Annotated in this window: 13 protein-coding genes; 2 read left to right on the top strand and 11 right to left on the bottom strand. The window is 69.0% G+C overall.

The genetic code is table 11. From position 1 onward, the window contains the following. Positions 1–44 precede the first annotated feature (44 nt). The 3 genes from KXV01_RS13770 to KXV01_RS13760 all read right to left on the bottom strand — a co-directional run bounded on the left by KXV01_RS13770 (position 45) and on the right by KXV01_RS13760 (position 4,867). Positions 45–1,073, bottom strand: coding sequence for a ribonuclease H-like domain-containing protein (locus tag KXV01_RS13770; protein WP_111096546.1), 1,029 nt, complete (start codon positions 1,071–1,073; stop codon positions 45–47). Then, entirely contained in the window at positions 1,070–3,559 is a 2,490-nt protein-coding gene (locus KXV01_RS13765) for a DEAD/DEAH box helicase (protein WP_263467868.1), read from the bottom strand. The genes KXV01_RS13770 and KXV01_RS13765 overlap by 4 nt, the downstream gene beginning before the upstream one ends. 93 nt (positions 3,560–3,652) lie before the next feature. Continuing rightward, positions 3,653–4,867 carry a hypothetical protein gene (locus KXV01_RS13760; protein WP_263467867.1) on the bottom strand — a complete coding sequence of 405 codons (1,215 nt, stop codon included), beginning with the start codon at positions 4,865–4,867 and terminating at the stop codon, positions 3,653–3,655. A gap of 126 nt (positions 4,868–4,993) precedes the next feature. On the opposite strand from KXV01_RS13760, the gene KXV01_RS13755 reads away from it, so the two are divergent. Together KXV01_RS13755 and KXV01_RS13750 are read left to right on the top strand one after the other, a co-directional pair. Continuing rightward, entirely contained in the window at positions 4,994–5,512 is a 519-nt protein-coding gene (locus KXV01_RS13755) for a hypothetical protein (protein WP_061479909.1), read from the top strand. A gap of 40 nt (positions 5,513–5,552) precedes the next feature. Further along, a complete protein-coding gene (locus tag KXV01_RS13750) occupies positions 5,553–6,227 on the top strand; it encodes a hypothetical protein (protein WP_072167397.1) in 675 nt (224 codons plus the stop codon). A gap of 99 nt (positions 6,228–6,326) precedes the next feature. Here KXV01_RS13750 and KXV01_RS13745 read toward each other — a convergent pair whose 3' ends face one another. The 8 genes from KXV01_RS13745 to KXV01_RS13710 are packed head-to-tail and all read right to left on the bottom strand — an operon-like array spanning position 6,327 to position 17,015. Next, on the bottom strand, positions 6,327–8,135 hold the full coding sequence (locus KXV01_RS13745; protein WP_111096548.1) for a hypothetical protein: 1,809 nt from the start codon (positions 8,133–8,135) through the stop codon (positions 6,327–6,329). Then, the gene (locus KXV01_RS13740) at positions 8,132–10,300 is read right to left on the bottom strand and encodes a hypothetical protein (RefSeq protein ID WP_263467866.1); all 2,169 of its coding nucleotides are present in this window, start codon (positions 10,298–10,300) and stop codon (positions 8,132–8,134) included. The genes KXV01_RS13745 and KXV01_RS13740 overlap by 4 nt, the downstream gene beginning before the upstream one ends. Continuing rightward, positions 10,297–11,418, bottom strand: a complete 1,122-nt coding sequence (locus tag KXV01_RS13735; RefSeq protein ID WP_111096550.1) for a BatA domain-containing protein — start codon at positions 11,416–11,418, stop codon at positions 10,297–10,299. Before KXV01_RS13735 ends, KXV01_RS13740 begins: the two co-directional genes overlap by 4 nt. Then, positions 11,415–12,311: a DUF58 domain-containing protein gene (locus KXV01_RS13730; RefSeq protein WP_111096551.1), complete on the bottom strand. Its 897-nt coding sequence runs from the start codon at positions 12,309–12,311 to the stop codon at positions 11,415–11,417. The genes KXV01_RS13735 and KXV01_RS13730 overlap by 4 nt, the downstream gene beginning before the upstream one ends. Before the next feature lie 7 nt (positions 12,312–12,318). Then, on the bottom strand, positions 12,319–13,302 hold the full coding sequence (locus KXV01_RS13725) for a MoxR family ATPase (RefSeq protein ID WP_049416131.1): 984 nt from the start codon (positions 13,300–13,302) through the stop codon (positions 12,319–12,321). Between the two features lie 16 nt (positions 13,303–13,318). After that, positions 13,319–14,026: a DUF4159 domain-containing protein gene (locus KXV01_RS13720; protein WP_005421001.1), complete on the bottom strand. Its 708-nt coding sequence runs from the start codon at positions 14,024–14,026 to the stop codon at positions 13,319–13,321. Beyond that, the gene (locus KXV01_RS13715) at positions 14,026–15,360 is read right to left on the bottom strand and encodes a TldD/PmbA family protein (RefSeq protein ID WP_049416132.1); all 1,335 of its coding nucleotides are present in this window, start codon (positions 15,358–15,360) and stop codon (positions 14,026–14,028) included. The genes KXV01_RS13720 and KXV01_RS13715 overlap by 1 nt, the downstream gene beginning before the upstream one ends. A 20-nt stretch (positions 15,361–15,380) precedes the next feature. Next, positions 15,381–17,015, bottom strand: a complete 1,635-nt coding sequence (locus KXV01_RS13710; RefSeq protein WP_111096552.1) for a TldD/PmbA family protein — start codon at positions 17,013–17,015, stop codon at positions 15,381–15,383. Positions 17,016–17,018 lie beyond the last annotated feature (3 nt).

Below are 17,018 nucleotides of genomic sequence, written 5' to 3'. Positions count from 1 at the left end.
TCACCGCAACCGCCGTCAGGGCATGTCAACGCGGCCCCGTGTCATTAGTGCCCGACCAGCGCCAGCGTCTCGCGCTCGCGCTGTTCCTCGCGCACCAGCCGCTGCAGCAGCAGGGCAAGGGTCACCACGTCCTGGTGGTTGTGGTCGGCCACCCGGCGCAGGTTCACCGCATCGCCGCCGCGCAGGAAGCGCAGCCATGCACCGGGTGCTTCCGAGCCGGGCAGGTCGTCCTCGCGCACCACGCGCAGCAGCTGGCGTTCGATGGTGGACAGCTTGCAGTTCTCCCAGCTGCCGCGATAGCGACGGCGCGTGGGGTAGAGCAGGTCGACATGGTCCAGTGCGGTGATCGGATCCGGCTGCCGGGCCAGCCGGTAGCGCGCCTTCAGCAGCGGCGCATCGTAGCTGCGGCCGTTGTAGCTGCAGAACACGGTGGACGGTTGCAGCCAGCGGGCAAAGGTGGCCAGCATCGCGTCCTCGGCGGCCATGGTGGCCATCAGCAACTGGCGGATGCGCAGGCCCTCGCCACGCTGCGGGCACACATGCCAGTCGGCTGCGCCGATCATGAAGGCACGGGTGCCGGTGCCGCCGGCCAGCCCGGTGGTCTCGGTGTCGAAGAACAGCAGATCGCGTGCAGCCACGTGCTGGTCTTCGCGCTTGGCGAAGGCCAGCGACAGCGGCGCGGTTGGGATCGGCTGAGGTTGCAGCGATTCGATCAGGAACAGACCCGGCGCGATTTCCTCGCCGGGGAGCTGGCGATCCTGGGCACTGGCGCGTGCCGGTGCGGCTCCACCACGCGAGCGCAGGCCGAGCAGGCGGTGCAGGCTGCCCACTTCCGGCCGCCGAAGTGGGGCCGGCGTGGGTGCCGATGTGGCCGCTGCAGCACCCGTGGGCTTGTGGCGGATCTCCTGCTCGACCCAGGCGAACACCGAACGCTCGGCCGGTGGTTGCCGCGCATCGTTGGCGGCTACCGGGGCCGGCGCCGGAGGGGGCGGCTCGGGCGCCACCGGCGTGACTGCTTTCGGGTCGCCGGCCTGCTTCCGCAGCAGGCGCAGCTTGTCCAGGCTCAGGCTCACGGGGCCAGCAGCTCCATCGGGTCGCGCGCGGTCACCACCACGTCGGGGACGTGCCGGCAGGCCTCGGCATCGAACAGGTCCAGCACACGCAGCGCCAGCGCACGCGGCGAGGTTTCGTCCTCTTCCTGTGCGGCCAGCACCGGGCCGACACAGGCCGGGCAACCGGCCTTGCAGTCGCACCGCTGCACCAGTTCACGCGCGCGCTGCACCAGCTCCGCCTGGCGTTGCCACAACGGCTCGCTGAGGCCGACGCCACCGGGGAAGTTGTCATACAGATACACAGTGGGCACGAATTCCTGCAGCAGTTCGACAACGCCAGGATCACCCTCGCTGCCGCGCAACTGGCCACGGCCGCTCTGGTCGGCGATCGCAAACCAGGAACCATCGCCGTTGCCGACCGACTTCTGCAGGTCGCGCGCATCGGCCATCACCGCCACGGTGGCGACGATGTGCAGCGCATACGCCGCACCGAGGAAGCCATCGAGCGCATCCTGCCTGCTGGCGAACGCGCGCAGCAGCAGTGCCTGCGGCAGCTGCCACCACACTGCGGTGGTGTGCAGTTCCTGGTCGGGCAGGTTCACCGGGCCGTAGCCGATGTTTTCGTGGGTGTAGTAGCGGATCTTCTTGTAGCCGGCCACGCGCCGCACCACGTGCACTTCGCCATGGTGCGAATCACCGCGCCCGGCCACGCCACCATCGAAGCGGTCCAGCACCTTGAGCCTGGTGAAGTCGATGCTGTCGGTGTAGTAATCCACATGCGTGCGGGTGACGTAGGCCTTGCGGCCCTCCCAGTCGAGCGTCTCCACCTGGTAGGGCGTGGACTGCACCATGTGGATGGCGCCTTCGTACAGGGTGAGTGCGGCGGCGGAGTAATCGACCTCGGCGATGATCTGCTGGCGGCCGTCGCTGCGGTCGACCACCACGAAGTTGCCGTCGGCCACCGCACGCAGGCTGACCGCGTTGGCCGGATAGCTGTCGGCGATCCATTCCCAGCGCTCGCCTTCGCGGTGGATGACTTCGGTTTCGGCCAGCGCTTCCAGAAACACTTCCGGATCGATCGGGCCGAAGCCATCGCCGACCCGGAACGGCAGTTCAAAGGCCGCGCAGCGAATGTGGTCGAACAGGATCAGCGGCTGGTCTGGCGCAATGCGCGCATGTTCGGGCGAGGCTTCGGCGAAGAAGTCCGGATGCCGCACCACGTACTGGTCCAGCGGCTGCGAACTGGCCACCATCACCCCCAGCGCGGGCTGCTGGCGGCGACCGGCACGGCCGAAACGCTGCCAGGTGGCGGCCACGCTGCCGGGGTAGCCATTGAGGATGACCACGTCCAGGCTGCCGATATCCACGCCCAGCTCCAGCGCCGAGGTGCTGACGATGCCGTCGATGTTGCCGGCGCGCATCGCACGCTCGGTCTCGCGGCGTTCGGTGGGCAGATAACCGCCGCGGTAGGCGCGGATGCGGGGCGGCTTGCGCGGGTCGTGGTCGAAGATGTCCTTCAGGTACTTGGTCAGCACTTCGACCATCAACCGGGTCTGCGCGAACACCAGGGTCTTCAGCCCGGACTTGATCGCGATGCGGGCGATGCGGTTGCTCTGCGAGCGCGCCGAGGCACGCAGGCCCAGGTCGGGGTTGATCACCGGCGGGTTCCACAGCAGCACCTGCTTCGGCCCGGTGGGCGCGCCGGATTCGGTGACGGCGCTGACCGGTGCCTCGATCAACGCCTCGGCATGCGCCTGCGGGTTGCCGATGGTGGCCGAGCACAGGATGAACTGCGGTTGCACGCCGTAGAACGCGCAGATGCGCTTGAGCCGGCGCAGCACGTTGGTGACGTGGCTGCCGAACACGCCGCGGTAGGTGTGCACCTCGTCGATGACGATGTAGCGCAGGTTCTCGAAGAACTGCGCCCACTTGGTGTGATGCGGCAGGATCGCCTGGTGCAGCATGTCCGGGTTGGACACCACGATGTCGCCATGCAGGCGGATCGCCTGCCGCGCATCGCCGGGGGTGTCGCCGTCGAAGGTGAAGGCCTTGACGCCGAGGTCGCCGGCACGATTGAGTTCCAGCAGCTCGGCCACCTGGTCCTGGGCCAGCGCCTTGGTCGGGAACAGGTACAGCGCCTTGGCCTTGTCCTGCATGGCCGCGCTGACCACCGGCAGCGTGTAGCACAGCGACTTGCCGCTGGCGGTGGGGGTGACGATGGCCACGTGCTCGCCGCGCTGGCTGGCCTCCCAGGCTTCGGCCTGGTGGCTGTAGAGCTGCTCGATGCCACGGGCCTTCAGCGCGGCGGCCAGGGCAGGCGGAACCGAATCGGGAATGGGCGCATAGCGGCCTTCGCGGCCGGGAATGGCAAAGCTGCCGGTGATGCGGTCCTGGTAGCGGCGCTGCAGGCGCGCGCTGAGCAGGGCGCCGTCGCGGGCGGGCAGGCCATCGCGGGTGGCGAGCTTCTGCTCGGCATCGGCGGTGCGCTTGGCGAGTTCGTAAGCCATGGAAGATGGAGCCGGGACGGATTGCGAGGGGTCACATGGCACCACATCCATGTCTCAGGATGTGAGACACCAGCATGGGAACGCGTGAACCGTTCAGTGCCACGGGTCGGGACGCTGCGCGATGTTTGCGTCAAACGCGCGGCGGCGGAGCAGGAACTGCACGGTGCAGACCACGACCTGCACCGCGTGCCAGCCCGATGCCAGCACTGCGAGCACCCCCCAGCCATAGGCAGCCGCCCATGCAGGATCCGGACGGGGCGGCGGCATTCCGCCAGCGCCGAACACGAGCACGCGCAGGAGCAGGCCCAGCCATGCCAGATGCCACGACCCTCCTGTGGGCGGATAGCGCCGTCGGTCGCTGGCCAGGCACCATGCCGTCCCTGCGCCCAGCACCCATCCATCACAGGCGCGCACTTCCAGCACCATCGAGCGTCCGCGGGAGAATGCCGCAGCGTGCTCCCATTCCGCTGGAAGCTGCACACGGCGGTCATTGCCGAGCAACCACACCCGCGAAGTCTGGGCAGTGCGCTGGTAAGCGCGCAGGCGTCCGCGAACCTGCAGTACGCGCTGAGCCGTCGCGGGGCTGTTGCGGCGAGGGAGTGCCAGCCAGGCCGCCAGCCCGGCGATGGCGAGCAACGGCATGGCCAGCAGCCCTGGGGCGCCAGCGGCGGCCCATGACGCCAGTGCGGCAATCACCAGCGGGGAAGGGCGCAGGCCGGGTCCCCGTCGCATCGAAACTTCTTCGGGTGTCTCCAGGCGCTCGCCACAGACGCGGCTGGTGGTTGCAGCCGGCCGTGCAGCAGCGATAGTGAAGCCGTTGAGACATACCACCACGGCCGCGCGTTTGCCCAACACCACTTCGGCTTCATTGTCTTCCGCGAGGTAGGGCCACGCCTGCTTTGGCACCAGTGCGGGAACGCCACCCAGCAGGCCTTCACCGACCGGGAAGCTGTTCCGGCACGCACCGCCGGTGAATGCTCCACGCAGCCGCTTTATCTGGTCGTCATGGTCGCAGCCGGCCAATGCGCGCAATGGTGCCAGTGCCCTGTGTTCGTCCGTGCCCAGCGTACGCAGCGTGCTGCTCCGGCGCAGCGAAGCCATGCCTGCGTGGACACGTGATGTCCATTCGGCAACGGCCGCGATGACCATCAGGGGCACGATTGCCAAACCAACCAGTACTGCTGCGCGCGACATCAGCAGGCGACCGGCTGCCGTGGCGGGATTGTGGAGGGAGCTGTCATGAGGAAGCGCCGTACCGGGAGAACGGCAGGATGCCGTCCCCGCCCCCCGGGGGGGAATGAAGTTCATTGCAAACTTCGGTGTCCCGGCCGCGCAGCGATGATGCGCGACACAGCCTGAATGCCCCCGCCGTTGCCAACGAAATCTGAAGCCGGCATCCGTATGCTTGGGCGCTGGACGCAACCAACAGGGTGGATGGCTGTGGCACGACGTGGAACGCAGGGAGCACTTCTGGCCGGCATGCTGCTGACCGGCATCGTACAGGCGCAACAGGCTGCGCCGGTGGCGGTGCCCGATCCTGCACCCGTTCCCCCTGAAGATGCGCCGCCTGCCCCCACCGCACCGATCTCCACCACCTTGCCGCAGGACAACGTCACCACCCTCGGCGAAGTGCGTGCGCTCAAGCCCGATGACGAGCCGCTGGACCTGTACCGCTTCAAGAACCCGGTGAAGTTCGGCGATAACCGCTTCAGCCGCGACTGGAGCGAACCGCCATCGCCGGAGCAGGTCAGCATGGGCGGTGGCTACATCATGATGGGCGTGGTCAAGGGTGTGCTGGCGGCAGCCAAAGGCATCAACAAACTCACCGGCGGTCCCGACCAGATCCAGGCGGCCGTGGCGCGGCCACCCCCAGAGCTCAGTGCCGAACAGCAGCAGCGCGCGCTGCGGTTCTCACAGGAGCAGGATGCCGGCGACACAGCGCCAGTGAAGTAGGCCGGTATATCCTGCGGGCTCCCCCACCAGTAATGCTGTCATGTCCCTGCGTTCATTCTGCCTGCTGGCCGCGTTGCTGCCGGCCTCCGCCTTCGCGTCCGGTATCGCCGATGGCGGCGCCTGCCGCAATGGCGCGTTCCCCTCCCAACAGAGCCGGTTCGCGCTGGCGCGGGTGGTTGATGCACCGCGCCTGTACCTGCTCGGCGACATGGAGGGCTGCCCCGCCAAGGGCGAACCGGCCTGCCGCCAGCGCAGCTATGTGGTCAACGGCGATACGGTGGTGACCGGTCGCGACCTGGGCCGTTACCGCTGCGCGTTCTTCCCCAACAAGGTGGGCGGCAGCGCCGGCTGGGTCGACCGCAGCAAGCTGCAGCCGTTGCCGGTGGCCGTGCCCACGCTGCAGGACTGGACGGGCCACTGGAAAGATGGCGACAACGGCCTGCGCATCACGGTGCAGGGTGGACAGCTGCATGTGGATGGCGACGCCTACTGGCCCTCCGCCAACCCCACGCCGGAACAGCGCCCGTATGGGCCGAACCTGGGCCAGGTGGAAGCGCGTGCCACACCGCAGGGTGCCGATGTCGAGTTCGCCGAGGATACGTGCCGGGTGCGTGTGCACTCGCTGGGTGAGGTGCTGATCGTGGCCGACAACAGCGAATGCGGTGGCATGAACGTGCGCTTCAATGGCGTGTACCGGCGCGCGGGAACGCGTTGACCCCGCCGAAAGACGCCAGCCAAGGTTGGCGTCCACCAGGGCAACCGGCCAGTAGATCCACGCCATGCGTGGATGCCGCCCGCGATCCCATCGTCGCGGTCAGCGCCGCCGCTCCAACCACCACAGCAGCGATGCGCACAGCACGAACGCCAGCCACCACGGCCAGCGCGATCCCGGCACGGGTTGCATCAGCGACGCGGTTGCCGGGGAGCTGCCCGCCAGCGCCTGCGTGGTTGCATCGATCATTGCCTGCTGATGCAGCGCGGGCGCGTCCTTCGGGTCGAACGCATAGCGCCAGAGGGTGGCGTCACCGTGCTGCAGGCGCTGCCAGCCCGCCTCGCGCGGCCACCAGCCCGCGCAACGCAGGTCTGACGTCGCGCCATCGACGATCAGCGGCGTGCCTTCGCCGCGTGCGTTGAAGGCTTGCAGCGGCGCCTGCACGCCGCACAGCGCCTGCCGTTCGCCCGCCCAGCTGATCGGCTGTGGCGACCACAGCGCCTCAGCGCTGCCCTGCGCCCGCGCCAGCGTGGCAACCACGCCGCTCCACAGTTCGCCGTGGCGGTCATCGCGGCCGGCCAGCACCCAGCGCCAACTGTCGGTGATGGGCAGCAGGCCGATGCGGCCTTTGCCGGTAGCGCGCCAGCCACCGACAGCCTTGCCGGTGCGATCGTGCAGCAGCGCGTTGCTGCCAGGTACCTGCAGCCCCAGTGCTTCCAGTGTGGGCAGCGCGGCGTCGTGCGAACTGCGGTCTGCCTCTGCGCCGTAGCCGGTCGGCAGCGTACCCGCGGCGAGCGGGCCACGTCGTGCGGCGAGGACCGCGCTCTCGCCGTCGCCGGGAAGTTCGAGGACCTGGCTGCTGCCATCACCCCGCAGCGGCAGGCCCAGATCGTGCAGGCGTTGGCGCGCGCTGGCCGAAGGGGCGCCCGCACTGCGTACCAGCACGCCCAGTCCCTCGCGCAGCGCCTGCCGCACAGCGGCCAGCTGGGCGGCATTCAATGCCGCCAGGCTGCGCTCGTCCAGCAGCAGCAGATCGCTGCGCGCCAGCGATGCCGCGTCCAGCGGCAAGGCGCCGTCGCCGACGCTCAGGCCGGCACCGGTATCGGCCTGCACCTGCACGCGGATGCCGGCATCGGCTGCCCAGCGGCGCAGGTACTTCAGTTCGGGACCCGGCGCGCTGGCACGCACCTGCAGGCGCAGCGGCGCCGCCGGCAGGGTCTGCTGCGGCACCGGCACACTGTCCACCACATGGCCGTCGGCATCGAGCAGGCGCAGCTGGAACACGCTGCGGCCTTCGGCCCGGGCGATGCCACTGAGCTGCACGCGGCCGTCGTCGGCCACCTCCGCGCGATCGACCACGCTGCCGGCGGGGTCGAGCAGTTCCGCCTTTGCCCTGGCAACGCCGCGCGCCTGCGCCCATACCTCGAAGCGTGCGCCGGGCGCACTGTCGGCCGGTGGCTGCAAGGCGACCCAGCCGCGCGGCGGTGCCGCCGGCTGCCAACGTACGTCGCGTGGCAGTACAGCATCGCGATCGCGTGCGACCAGTCCGGCACCGACCAGGGTGAGCGTGGAGGCCGGATGCTGCCGCAGCGCGGTGGCCAGGTCGGGTACGCGCTTTGCGCCGGGCACATCGGCAGCTTCCGGCAACAGCCACAGCGGACCTGCGCTGGCCGGGAACGCGCCGGCCTTGCCGGCATCGATTCCCAGCACAACCAGCCCGGCTGCGGGTTGCTGGCGGGTGGGCGGCACCAGGCAGAAATACAGCAGCGTGGCGACCATGACCTGCAGCCCGATCACCCCCCAGCGGCGGCCACGGTGGGCGGTGTTGCCGCGCGACTGGCGAACGCTGGCGATCGCCACGATCACAGCGAGTGCCAGGGCGATCCACAGGTTCAGGGCGGACGGGTTCATGGCTGCGCCTCCAGCGCGTCCAGGTAGCGCTGGCCCATCGCATCGGCGGCACTGCGCCGCATCGCCTGCGGCAGTGGACGCTGCAGCGCCCGCCACAACTGAGCGCGCAGGCGCTGGCGGCAGTCGCGGCAACCGGGCTCGATGCGCAGCTGCTCGATGGCGGCAGCCAGATCCAGCGCATCGGGCAGGTAGGCTGCATTGCGCTGCTGCCAGGCAGCGAGTGCGTCGAGGTCGGGCGCGCTGGTGTCATCACCGAGGCGCTGCCAGGCTTCGATGATGGCCGGGTCGGGCGGCGTGCGTGCGGCCAGCGGCAGTTCGCGACTGGCCAGTCCGGTGCGATCGCCGCCCAGCCGACGGCCTTCATCGATCGGCGGCAGCTCCGGCCCCACCCGCGCCAGATAGATGCGTTCGGCCTGCTGCACCTGCTTGATGAACCCCAGTGCCTTGTAGGCGAACGGCAGTGCCTGCTCCGGACGGCCCTGGCGCAGCTCGCCTTCGGCCGACCACATCTGGTCCAGCGCGGCCTTCAGCGTGGCCCGGGTCTGCGGGTCGAGCAGGGTCGCGGCCTCGGCATGGTCATGGGTATGACCGTATTCGGAGAGCACATCGGTGGCGCTGCCGAACACCGGTGGGGCATCGGCATTGGACGCTTTGCCGCCGTGATCGTGGCCATGCTCATCGTGTGCTCCGGCCTCGACGCCATGGTCGTGCTCGTGCTCGTCGTCGCGGTTGCCTGCAGCTGGCGCATCGCTGGTGGGCAGGTCGCTGGTCGGCGGCGGCTTCGGTGCGCCTTCGCTTTCCTCACCCAGGAACTGGCCGTAGCGCAGACGCAGGATGCGCTGGTCGACACCGATCGCATCGCTGCGCTTCACGAAGTCCTCGGCGGCGAGGCTGCGCCGCTGCCGGATCAGCGCCTCGGCATCGATGATGATCTGCCGCTGGCTGCGGAAGTAGGCCGGCAGCGTCTTCTTGATGCGGCCTTCCAGCTCGGCACCGAGCGCGACTTCGGTGCTGGGCAGGCGCAGGATCACACTGCTGCTGCGCCCGGCCTGCGGCGTCGGCGCATGGTTGTCGCGCACCTCCAGCTGGGCGATGACATCGCTGCCGGGCTGCGCGCCCAGCGCAGCCAGGTCGAGGGTGTGCGCGAATCGCCGTGCAGTCGCTTCGCCGCTACCGGTGAGGCCGACACTGCGGCGAACGAAGGTGATGTTCTCGCCGCTGCCCTGGGTAATGGTGATCGACAGCGTTGCCTGCGTGGCCACGGCGTAGTCATCGCTGGCTTCGAACCGCAGCGACCACTGGCGCTGCCCGGGCGTGCCCAGCACCAGGCTGGTGGCGGGCTCCAGCACGCGCACGCTGGGCGCACGATCAGCGACCACATCCAGCCGATGCAGGCGGGTTTGGGCCAGTGCAGGTTCGCTCACCACGCGGTACAGCACAGGCACGCGCGCCACATCCTGCGCCAGCCACTGCCCATCCTGCTCGCTCAGCGGCAGCCGGCGGCCGTCGTGGAACTGAAGCCATGCCTTGTCCGGCGCGCGATCGAAGCGCAACGACCACGACAGCCGGCTGTCGGCGGCGACCTTGGCATCCAGCGCGTTCTGGGTGCGCGTGGCCTGGCCGGTATAGGCCGGTGCGTCGATCCGCAGGCGGGTGGACTGAAGGTGCAGCGGCCCGGCGGCAGCCGTGCTGACAGGCGCCGATGTGCGGGCCGGCGCGGAGCCGGGGCCGGAACGTGGCCAGCCGAATGCCAGCGCAGTGATCGCCAGGCCTGCGACCCAGCTCAGGGCCAACGCCTTGCGCGGCCAGCGCGGACGCAGGTCCAGTGTCCCGCGCTCCAGCGTCGCCAGCACATGCGCGCGCTGGCGGTGCTGCAGCGGATTGAGCGTGGCGGCATCGGCGAACAGCAGGTCGGCACTGTCCTCGCTGGCACCACTGGCATCGAGGTGGCGCTGCAACCATTGCGGGTCCAGCTGGCGGGCACGTGCCGTGGCGAGCGCTGCGCAGGCGAGCAGGCTGACCGTGCCGACCACGCAGGCGATATCGAAGCCCACCAGGCGCAGCGCCAGCGTCGTCGCGGCCAGCACCCACGGCAGGCCCAGCAGCAGGGTGGTGAGTGCACGGCGACGGCGTGCGCGCTGCCAGGCGTGCTGCAGGGTGTTCATGTGGCCACCCTGCGCCGGCGACTGCTGGCCATCCAGCGCTCCAGTGCGAACAGCAGCACGATGGCCAGCAGCAACCACATGGTTGGCTCACGCGCTGGAGGCGCTATGGCGGGCAGTGCGGCCCGGCGTGGTGCCTGGTCCTGTGCATCGCCGCGGCGCGGTGACGCTGGCGGTTGCAGCGCCAGCAGCAGGGCACGCGGCAACTGCGGGTCGCGCAGCGCAGCGTTGCCTGAGGTATCCCAGTCGCCGGGCAGTGACAGCAGGACACCGTGGCCGATGCGCTGCTGCCACAGCAGTGGCGTGCCGTCGGCGTTGCGCAGCAGGATGCCGGCGTCGCCAGCAGGCTTGCCGGCGCTCACTGCACGACCGCCGTCGCGCAGCCATGCCTGCCAGCTTGCCGGCAGTGCATCGCTGCGGCTCCATACACCGATCTCGCCGCGTTCGGGCAGGGCATCGGCCGACAGAGGAGAGAGCGGCGCCGGCATGCCCCACGCGCGCTGCAGTGCGTTCACCCAGTGCTGGGCGGCGGCCGGCGCGCCGCTGTGCACGCGCAGGCGCGGCACCGTCGCGGCACTCGGTTGCGGAGTGGCCGGTACCGGTTGCGGCCGCCACTGCACTTCGCGCGACAGCTGCAGGCGGGCGCCGTCCAGACCGGGCAGGGGATCGGGAACGTGCACGGTCAACGCGGTGCCCGTGGGCAGCTGTGCGTCCAGCTCGCGCAGCAGGCTGGGCAGCGATGTGCTGGACGCAGGTGGTGCGTGATCGATAGCGGGGAAGCCGGGTGCCAGCCAGTGCCAGTTGCCCGCTTCGGCGCTCCGGCGCAGTGCGGCGGCGTCCAATCCGGGAGCCACTACCGTCCACGCGGTGGGGATGGGAGCGGGGCCGGTCAATGCAGGGCGTGCCAGCAGCAAGGCCAATGCAGCCAGCAGCAACAGGCGCATCAGCAGCAACGGCCAGTCATCGAAGCGGATGCGCTGGCGCGGACGGATCTGTGCGCGCAGCCAGCGCAGCGCGGCGAAATCCAGCGGCATGTACGGATGGCGCCGGGCCAGGTGGATCAGCAGCGGCAGCAACCCTGCAGCGAGCGCGGCTAGGCCCAACGGGAACAGCAGGGTCATGCACCGCCCCCACGGCCGAACAGCGCCTGCAGTGCCTGGTCCAGCGGCTGGTCGAGCCAGCCGGTGGCACTGGCGATGCCACTGGCCTGCAGGCGCGACCGCAATGCGTTGCGTGCGTCAGCGAAGCGCTGCAGGTAGTCGGTGCGGATCGCCGCGCCATCGCCCAGCAGTTCCTCGCCGGTCTCCGGATCGCGGAAGCGATGGCCTGCGTCGAACGGGAAGTCGCGCTCGTCGGCGGTCAGGATCTGCAGCAGTGCCACTTCACGGCGTGCGCTGGCCAGTTGCTCCAGCAGCACGATGCAGGCCGCGTCGAAGCCATCACCAATCGCCAGCAGCAGGTCGCCCGGGCGCACGCGCTCCCACAGCGGGCGCAGTCGATCAGCCGCAGGCCAGGCGCCGCGTGCCTGCAGGGCATGCAGCTGCAGATGCACGCGGTCACGCTGGCGTGCGCCGTTCGCTGCCGGCACCAACTGCAGTCCATCGCCATTGATCGCCAGCAGGCCGAAACGGTCGCCCTGCTGCAGGGCCAGTTCCACCAGGCAGGCGGCCACGCCGCGCATGTGATCCAGGCGCGTGCGCTGCGGTGCCGCGCGATCGGCCTGGCCGGCCGAGGCGGTGGCATCGAGCAGCAGCCAGACCGTGATCGGGCTTTCGCGTTCGGATTCGCGCACGAAGAAGCGGTCCGAACGCGCGTACAGCTTCCAGTCGATCTGGCGCAGCTCATCGCCTGGTTCGTAGGCACGGTACTGGGCGAATTCGAGGCCGGCACCGCGGCTGCGGCTGGCGTGCTGGCCGATGCCACTGGCACCGCTGGCCAGGCGCGGCCGCAGCCGCAGCAGGCGCAGGCGTGCACGCAGCTCCGGTGGCAAGGTCAGCGGGGTACCGGCGTTCACGCGTGGATCAACCCGGGAACGGCACGGCCTGCAGCAGCGCGGCAACCACGTCGTCGGCACGCTTCTGCTCGGCCTCGGCGGCAAACGACAGCAGCAGGCGATGGCGCATCACCGGTGCGGCCAGCGCCTGCACATCCTCGCGGGTGGCGGCGAAGCGGCCCTGCAGCAATGCGCGCGCTTTTGCCGCGAGCACCAGCGACTGCCCGGCGCGCGGGCCGGCGCCCCACTTCACCCATTGGTTGATCGCTGCCGGGGCGCCGTCGCCAGGCCGGCTGGCGCGCACCAGGCGGGTGATCCAGGCCAGCACGTCGGGGCTGACATGCACCTGGCGTACGGCGGCCTGCAGGGCGATCACCGCCTCGGCATCCATCACCTTCGGCACCGCGTCGGTGGCACCGCCGGTGGTCTGTTCCAGGATCCGCCGCTCCTCGTCTTCGCTGGGGTAATCCACCAGCACGTGCAGCAGGAAGCGGTCCAGCTGCGCCTCCGGCAGCGGGTAGGTGCCGGCCTGCTCGATCGGGTTCTGCGTGGCCAGCACGAAGAACGGCGCGGGCAGTGCGTAGGTGGTACCGGCGTAGCTGACGGTGCGTTCCTGCATTGCCTCCAGCAGTGCGGCCTGGGTCTTGGGCGGGGTGCGGTTGAGTTCGTCGGCCAGCAGCAGGTGGGTGAAGATCGGGCCCTGCTGGAAGCGGAAATGGCGATGGCCGGTGCCGTGGTCTTCCTCCAGCAGCTCGGTGCCGAGAATGTCGCTGGGCATCAGGTCGGGGGTGAACTGCACGCGCCGGAACTGCAGTTCCAATGCCTGGCCGAGCGACCGTACCAACAGGGTCTTGCCGAGCCCGGGCGCACCTTCCAGCAGGCAGTGGCCGCCGGCCAGCAGGCCGATCAGCAGCTGCTCGACCACCGTGTGCTGGCCCACCACCGCGCGTGCGAGCGCGGCGCGCAGTTCATCCAGGCGCGGCAGCAGGGAATCGAGGTCGGAGGCGTTCATGGGCGTGCAGGTCCTGTCAATTGTTCAGCGCGTACATCACGATGTTGACGCCAAAGCGGGTGTTGTCTTCGGCCAGGAAGCGCTTGTTGCGCCAGTCGTAGTCCCACTCGCAGCCATAGTCCTTGTTGCTGTAGAGCAGGCCCAGCCGACCATCGACCTCGATGCCTTTCAGATAGTCGTGCACCAGGTCGTCGCCCCAGCCGTTGAGTTCGAAGCTGGTGGCGGGCGGACCGTCCGGGAAGCGGAAGAAACTGCGGTACAGCGCGTGGCTGTTGGGCAGTTTCTGCAACGCCTTGGGGCCGAACAGCCGGCCCATCTGTGCCTCGAACGAGGTGGCGAACAGGCCGTCGATGTCATGGTTGCAGTCGTCGACGAAGACGAAGCCGCCATTGCGCACGTAGCGCACGAAGTTCTGCCGTTCGGCGGCGTTGAACTCCACCAGCGTGTGCCCGGCCAGGTAGCAGAACGGCGCTTCCAGCATGCGCGGGTCGGCCAGGGCCACCACGTGTTCCTGCGGGTCCACCCGCAGCGAGGTGTAGTCGATCAGCGAGGTGATCAGGTTGGATGGCATGCGCGCGTCCACGTCCCAGTCACCGGAGTCGTACTGCAGGCGGGTGAACCAGAAGTCGTAGCGCGAACTGCGCGGGCCTGCCTGTGCCCAGGCCGGCAGCGCCGCCGCCGAAGCGGCAGCGGCCAACCAGCGCAGGCAGGCCCGGCGATCCATCAGACCGCGTCGGACAGCGAGGTGAAGGTGAAATCGCGCAGCTTCATCGGCGGGATCATCATCACGAAGCTGGATTCATCACCGGCCACACGCACCGGCTTGCCCAGCTCTTCGATGTTGTTGAGCATGATCACCGGCGACTCGTTGAAGCGGAAGTTCTTCACCGGGTGCTTGATCTGGCCGTTCTCGATATAGAAGGTGCCGTCGCGGGTCAGGCCGGTCAGCAGCACGGTCTGCGGATCGACCATGCGGATGTACCAGGTACGCGTGACCAGGATGCCCTTCTGGGTGCCGCGCACCAGCTCGGCGGTGCTCTTGTCGCCACCGCTCATCAGCAGGTTGCCCGGCGAGGCCTTGGCGGTCTTGCCCTGCTTCTGCGCCCAGAAGCGCGAGTAGTCCAGGTTGGCGATCCTGCCGTTCTCGATGATCGCCATGCGCTCGCGCGGCAGGCCCTCGTTGTCCCACGGCAGCACCGGCGCCTCCGGATGCCACGGGTCGGCGATCATGGTCACGCGCGGGTCGTAGACCTGCTCGCCCAGCTTGTTGCCGCCGCCCTTCTTCGACAGGAAGCTGCGGCCTTCATCGGCCGAGCGTGCACTGAAGAAGTTCATCATGAAGCTGATCAGGCCCGCCGCCGCGGCCGGCTCCAGGATCACCGTGTACTTGCCCGGTTCCAGCGCCTTGGCTTCGGCCGACTCGGTGGCCTTGCGCATGGCGATGCGGATGTCCTGGTCGGCCTTGAAGTCGGCAGCATCCTTCAGGTTGCGGCCGACCCAGCCCGAACCGCGGCCATCTTCGGTACGCACGGTGCAGGTGTAGTCGAAGTTGGTGGTGCGCTGGTAAGCGAAGTTGCCGTTGCTGTTGGCGGTGGCCTGGAAGCCCTGGCCGTCCTCCAGGAAGCCGGCGGCGATCAGGCCGTGGCCGCGGCACGGGGCGATCGAATCGGCAGCGACCTTGGCACGGAAGGCTGGATCGATCGCGGCGGTGGATTCGCTGAAGGTCGGGCTGGCGCGGTAGCTCTGCTTGCCAATGGCCGGCATGAACTCCGGGTTCTCCGGGGCCAGGCGGGCCAGGTCTTCGGCACGGCGTACCACGCGTTCCAGCGCGGCGTCGTCGAACTCGTTGATCGAGGCGGTGCCCACGCGCTTGCCGAAGGCGACGGTGACCGCCAGCTCGGTGTTGTCGACGATGCCGCTGGTGGAGACATTGTTCAGCGCGAAACGGATGTTGCCGCTGATCGCACCGGCCAGCACGGCGGTGCACTCGTCGGCCTTGGACAGGGCGATGACCTTGTCGAGGATGGCCTTGGCCTGGGCTTCGGTGAAGATACTCATGTGTAAGGGCTCCTGACCGGTCAGCCGAGGCTGCGTGCGGTGTTGATGACGTTGATGCCGTTGAAGCGCGCGGTGGACGAGCCGTGCGAGACCGCCGAGACCTGGCCCGGCTGGCCCTTGCCGTCGAAGAACGAGCCGCCCAGGCGGTAGTCGCGCTCGTCGGCCACGGCGGTACAGGCGTTCCAGAATTCCGGCGTGCGGATCTGGTAGGCCACGTCTTCCAGCATGCGGGTGATCTGGCCGTTCTTGATCTCGTAGAACAGCTGACCGCCGAACTGCGCGTTGTAGCGCTGCTGGTCGATCGAGAACGAACCATCACCGATGATGTAGATGCCGTTCTCCACGTCCTTGATCAGGTCCGGCACGCTCAGCGGCTTCTTGCCCGGTGCCATCGACACGTTGGCCATGCGCTGGAACTGCACGCTGGACCACGAGTCGGCATAGCAGCAGCCGTCGGACTCGGTCTTGCCGAGGATGTGGGCCTGGTCGCGGATGGTCTGGTAGTCCACCAGCTTGCCGTTGCTGATCAGGTCCCAGCGCTTGCACTTCACGCCTTCATCGTCGTATGCCACGGCGCCGAGGCTGCCCGGCTGGGTCTTGTCGGCGAAGATGTTGACCAGCTCGCTGCCGTACTGGAAACGCTGTTCGCGCTTGTCCAGGGTGGCGAAGCTGGTGCCGGCGTAGTTGGCTTCGTAGCCGAGCACGCGGTCCAGTTCCAGCGGGTGGCCGATCGACTCGTGGATGGTCAGCCAGGTGTGCGACGGATCGAGCACCAGGTCGTACTTGCCCGGCTTCACCGACGGTGCCTTCAGCTTTTCCTGCGCCTGCCGGGCGGCGGCGATGGCGTCTTCCTTCATGTCGTAGGAAGAACTGTAGTTGACCACGCCATTGGGGCTGACCACCTTGCCCGCGGCGGCGCCGTCCAGGTACTCGTAGCCCAGGCCCATCGGCGAGGACAGGCCCGAACGGGTGCGGAACTTGCCGCTGGCCTTGTCGATGGCGGTGACCGTCATCGGCGCCCAGATGCGATGCACGTCCTGGTCGATGTAGGAACCGTCGGTGGAGGCGAAGTACTTCTGCTCGTTGACCAGGAACAGCATCGAGTTGACGAAGCTGGCACCGGCGCCCATTGCGGCGGCGTTGACGTCCAGCAGCAGGCCGACCTTGTCCTTGATCGGCACCTCCATCGCATTCTTGCGGATCGGCGTGCGCCAGCTCACCTCACCCACGCCCGGCGCCTTGGCCAGCTGCACCGGCGCGGTCTGCACGCCGGCGTTGGCCTTGGCGATCGCGGCCGCCTGCTGCGCTGCCTTGGCCACGTCGGCGGTGCCCAGCGCGTTGGTGGCGGCAAAGCCCCACGCACCATTGACGATCACGCGGATGCCCACGCCAGTGGACTCGGTGTTCACCACGTTCTGCACCTTGTCCTCGCGGGTGATCACGAACTGCCGCAGGTAGCGGCCGATGCGCACGTCGCAGTAGGTGGCACCGCCCTGGCGGGCGGCGGCCAGCGCCGCATCGGCCAGGCGCTTCTTCAGCCCCAGGTCCAGCGTGCTCTGCAGCTGCTCGGCGGCGATCACCTTGCCGAAGAAGGAGGGCACGATCAGCCCGCCCGCGGTAAGCCCGGTCAGGGCCAGGAAGTCACGTCTTTGCAAGGC

Origin of the sequence: Stenotrophomonas sp. Ps181, assembly GCF_025697425.1 — a bacterium.
In the GTDB taxonomy this organism is placed as follows: domain Bacteria; phylum Pseudomonadota; class Gammaproteobacteria; order Xanthomonadales; family Xanthomonadaceae; genus Stenotrophomonas; species Stenotrophomonas sepilia.
Note: the sequence above shows the minus strand (reverse complement) of the source record. Positions and strands in the feature narration are given on the sequence as shown.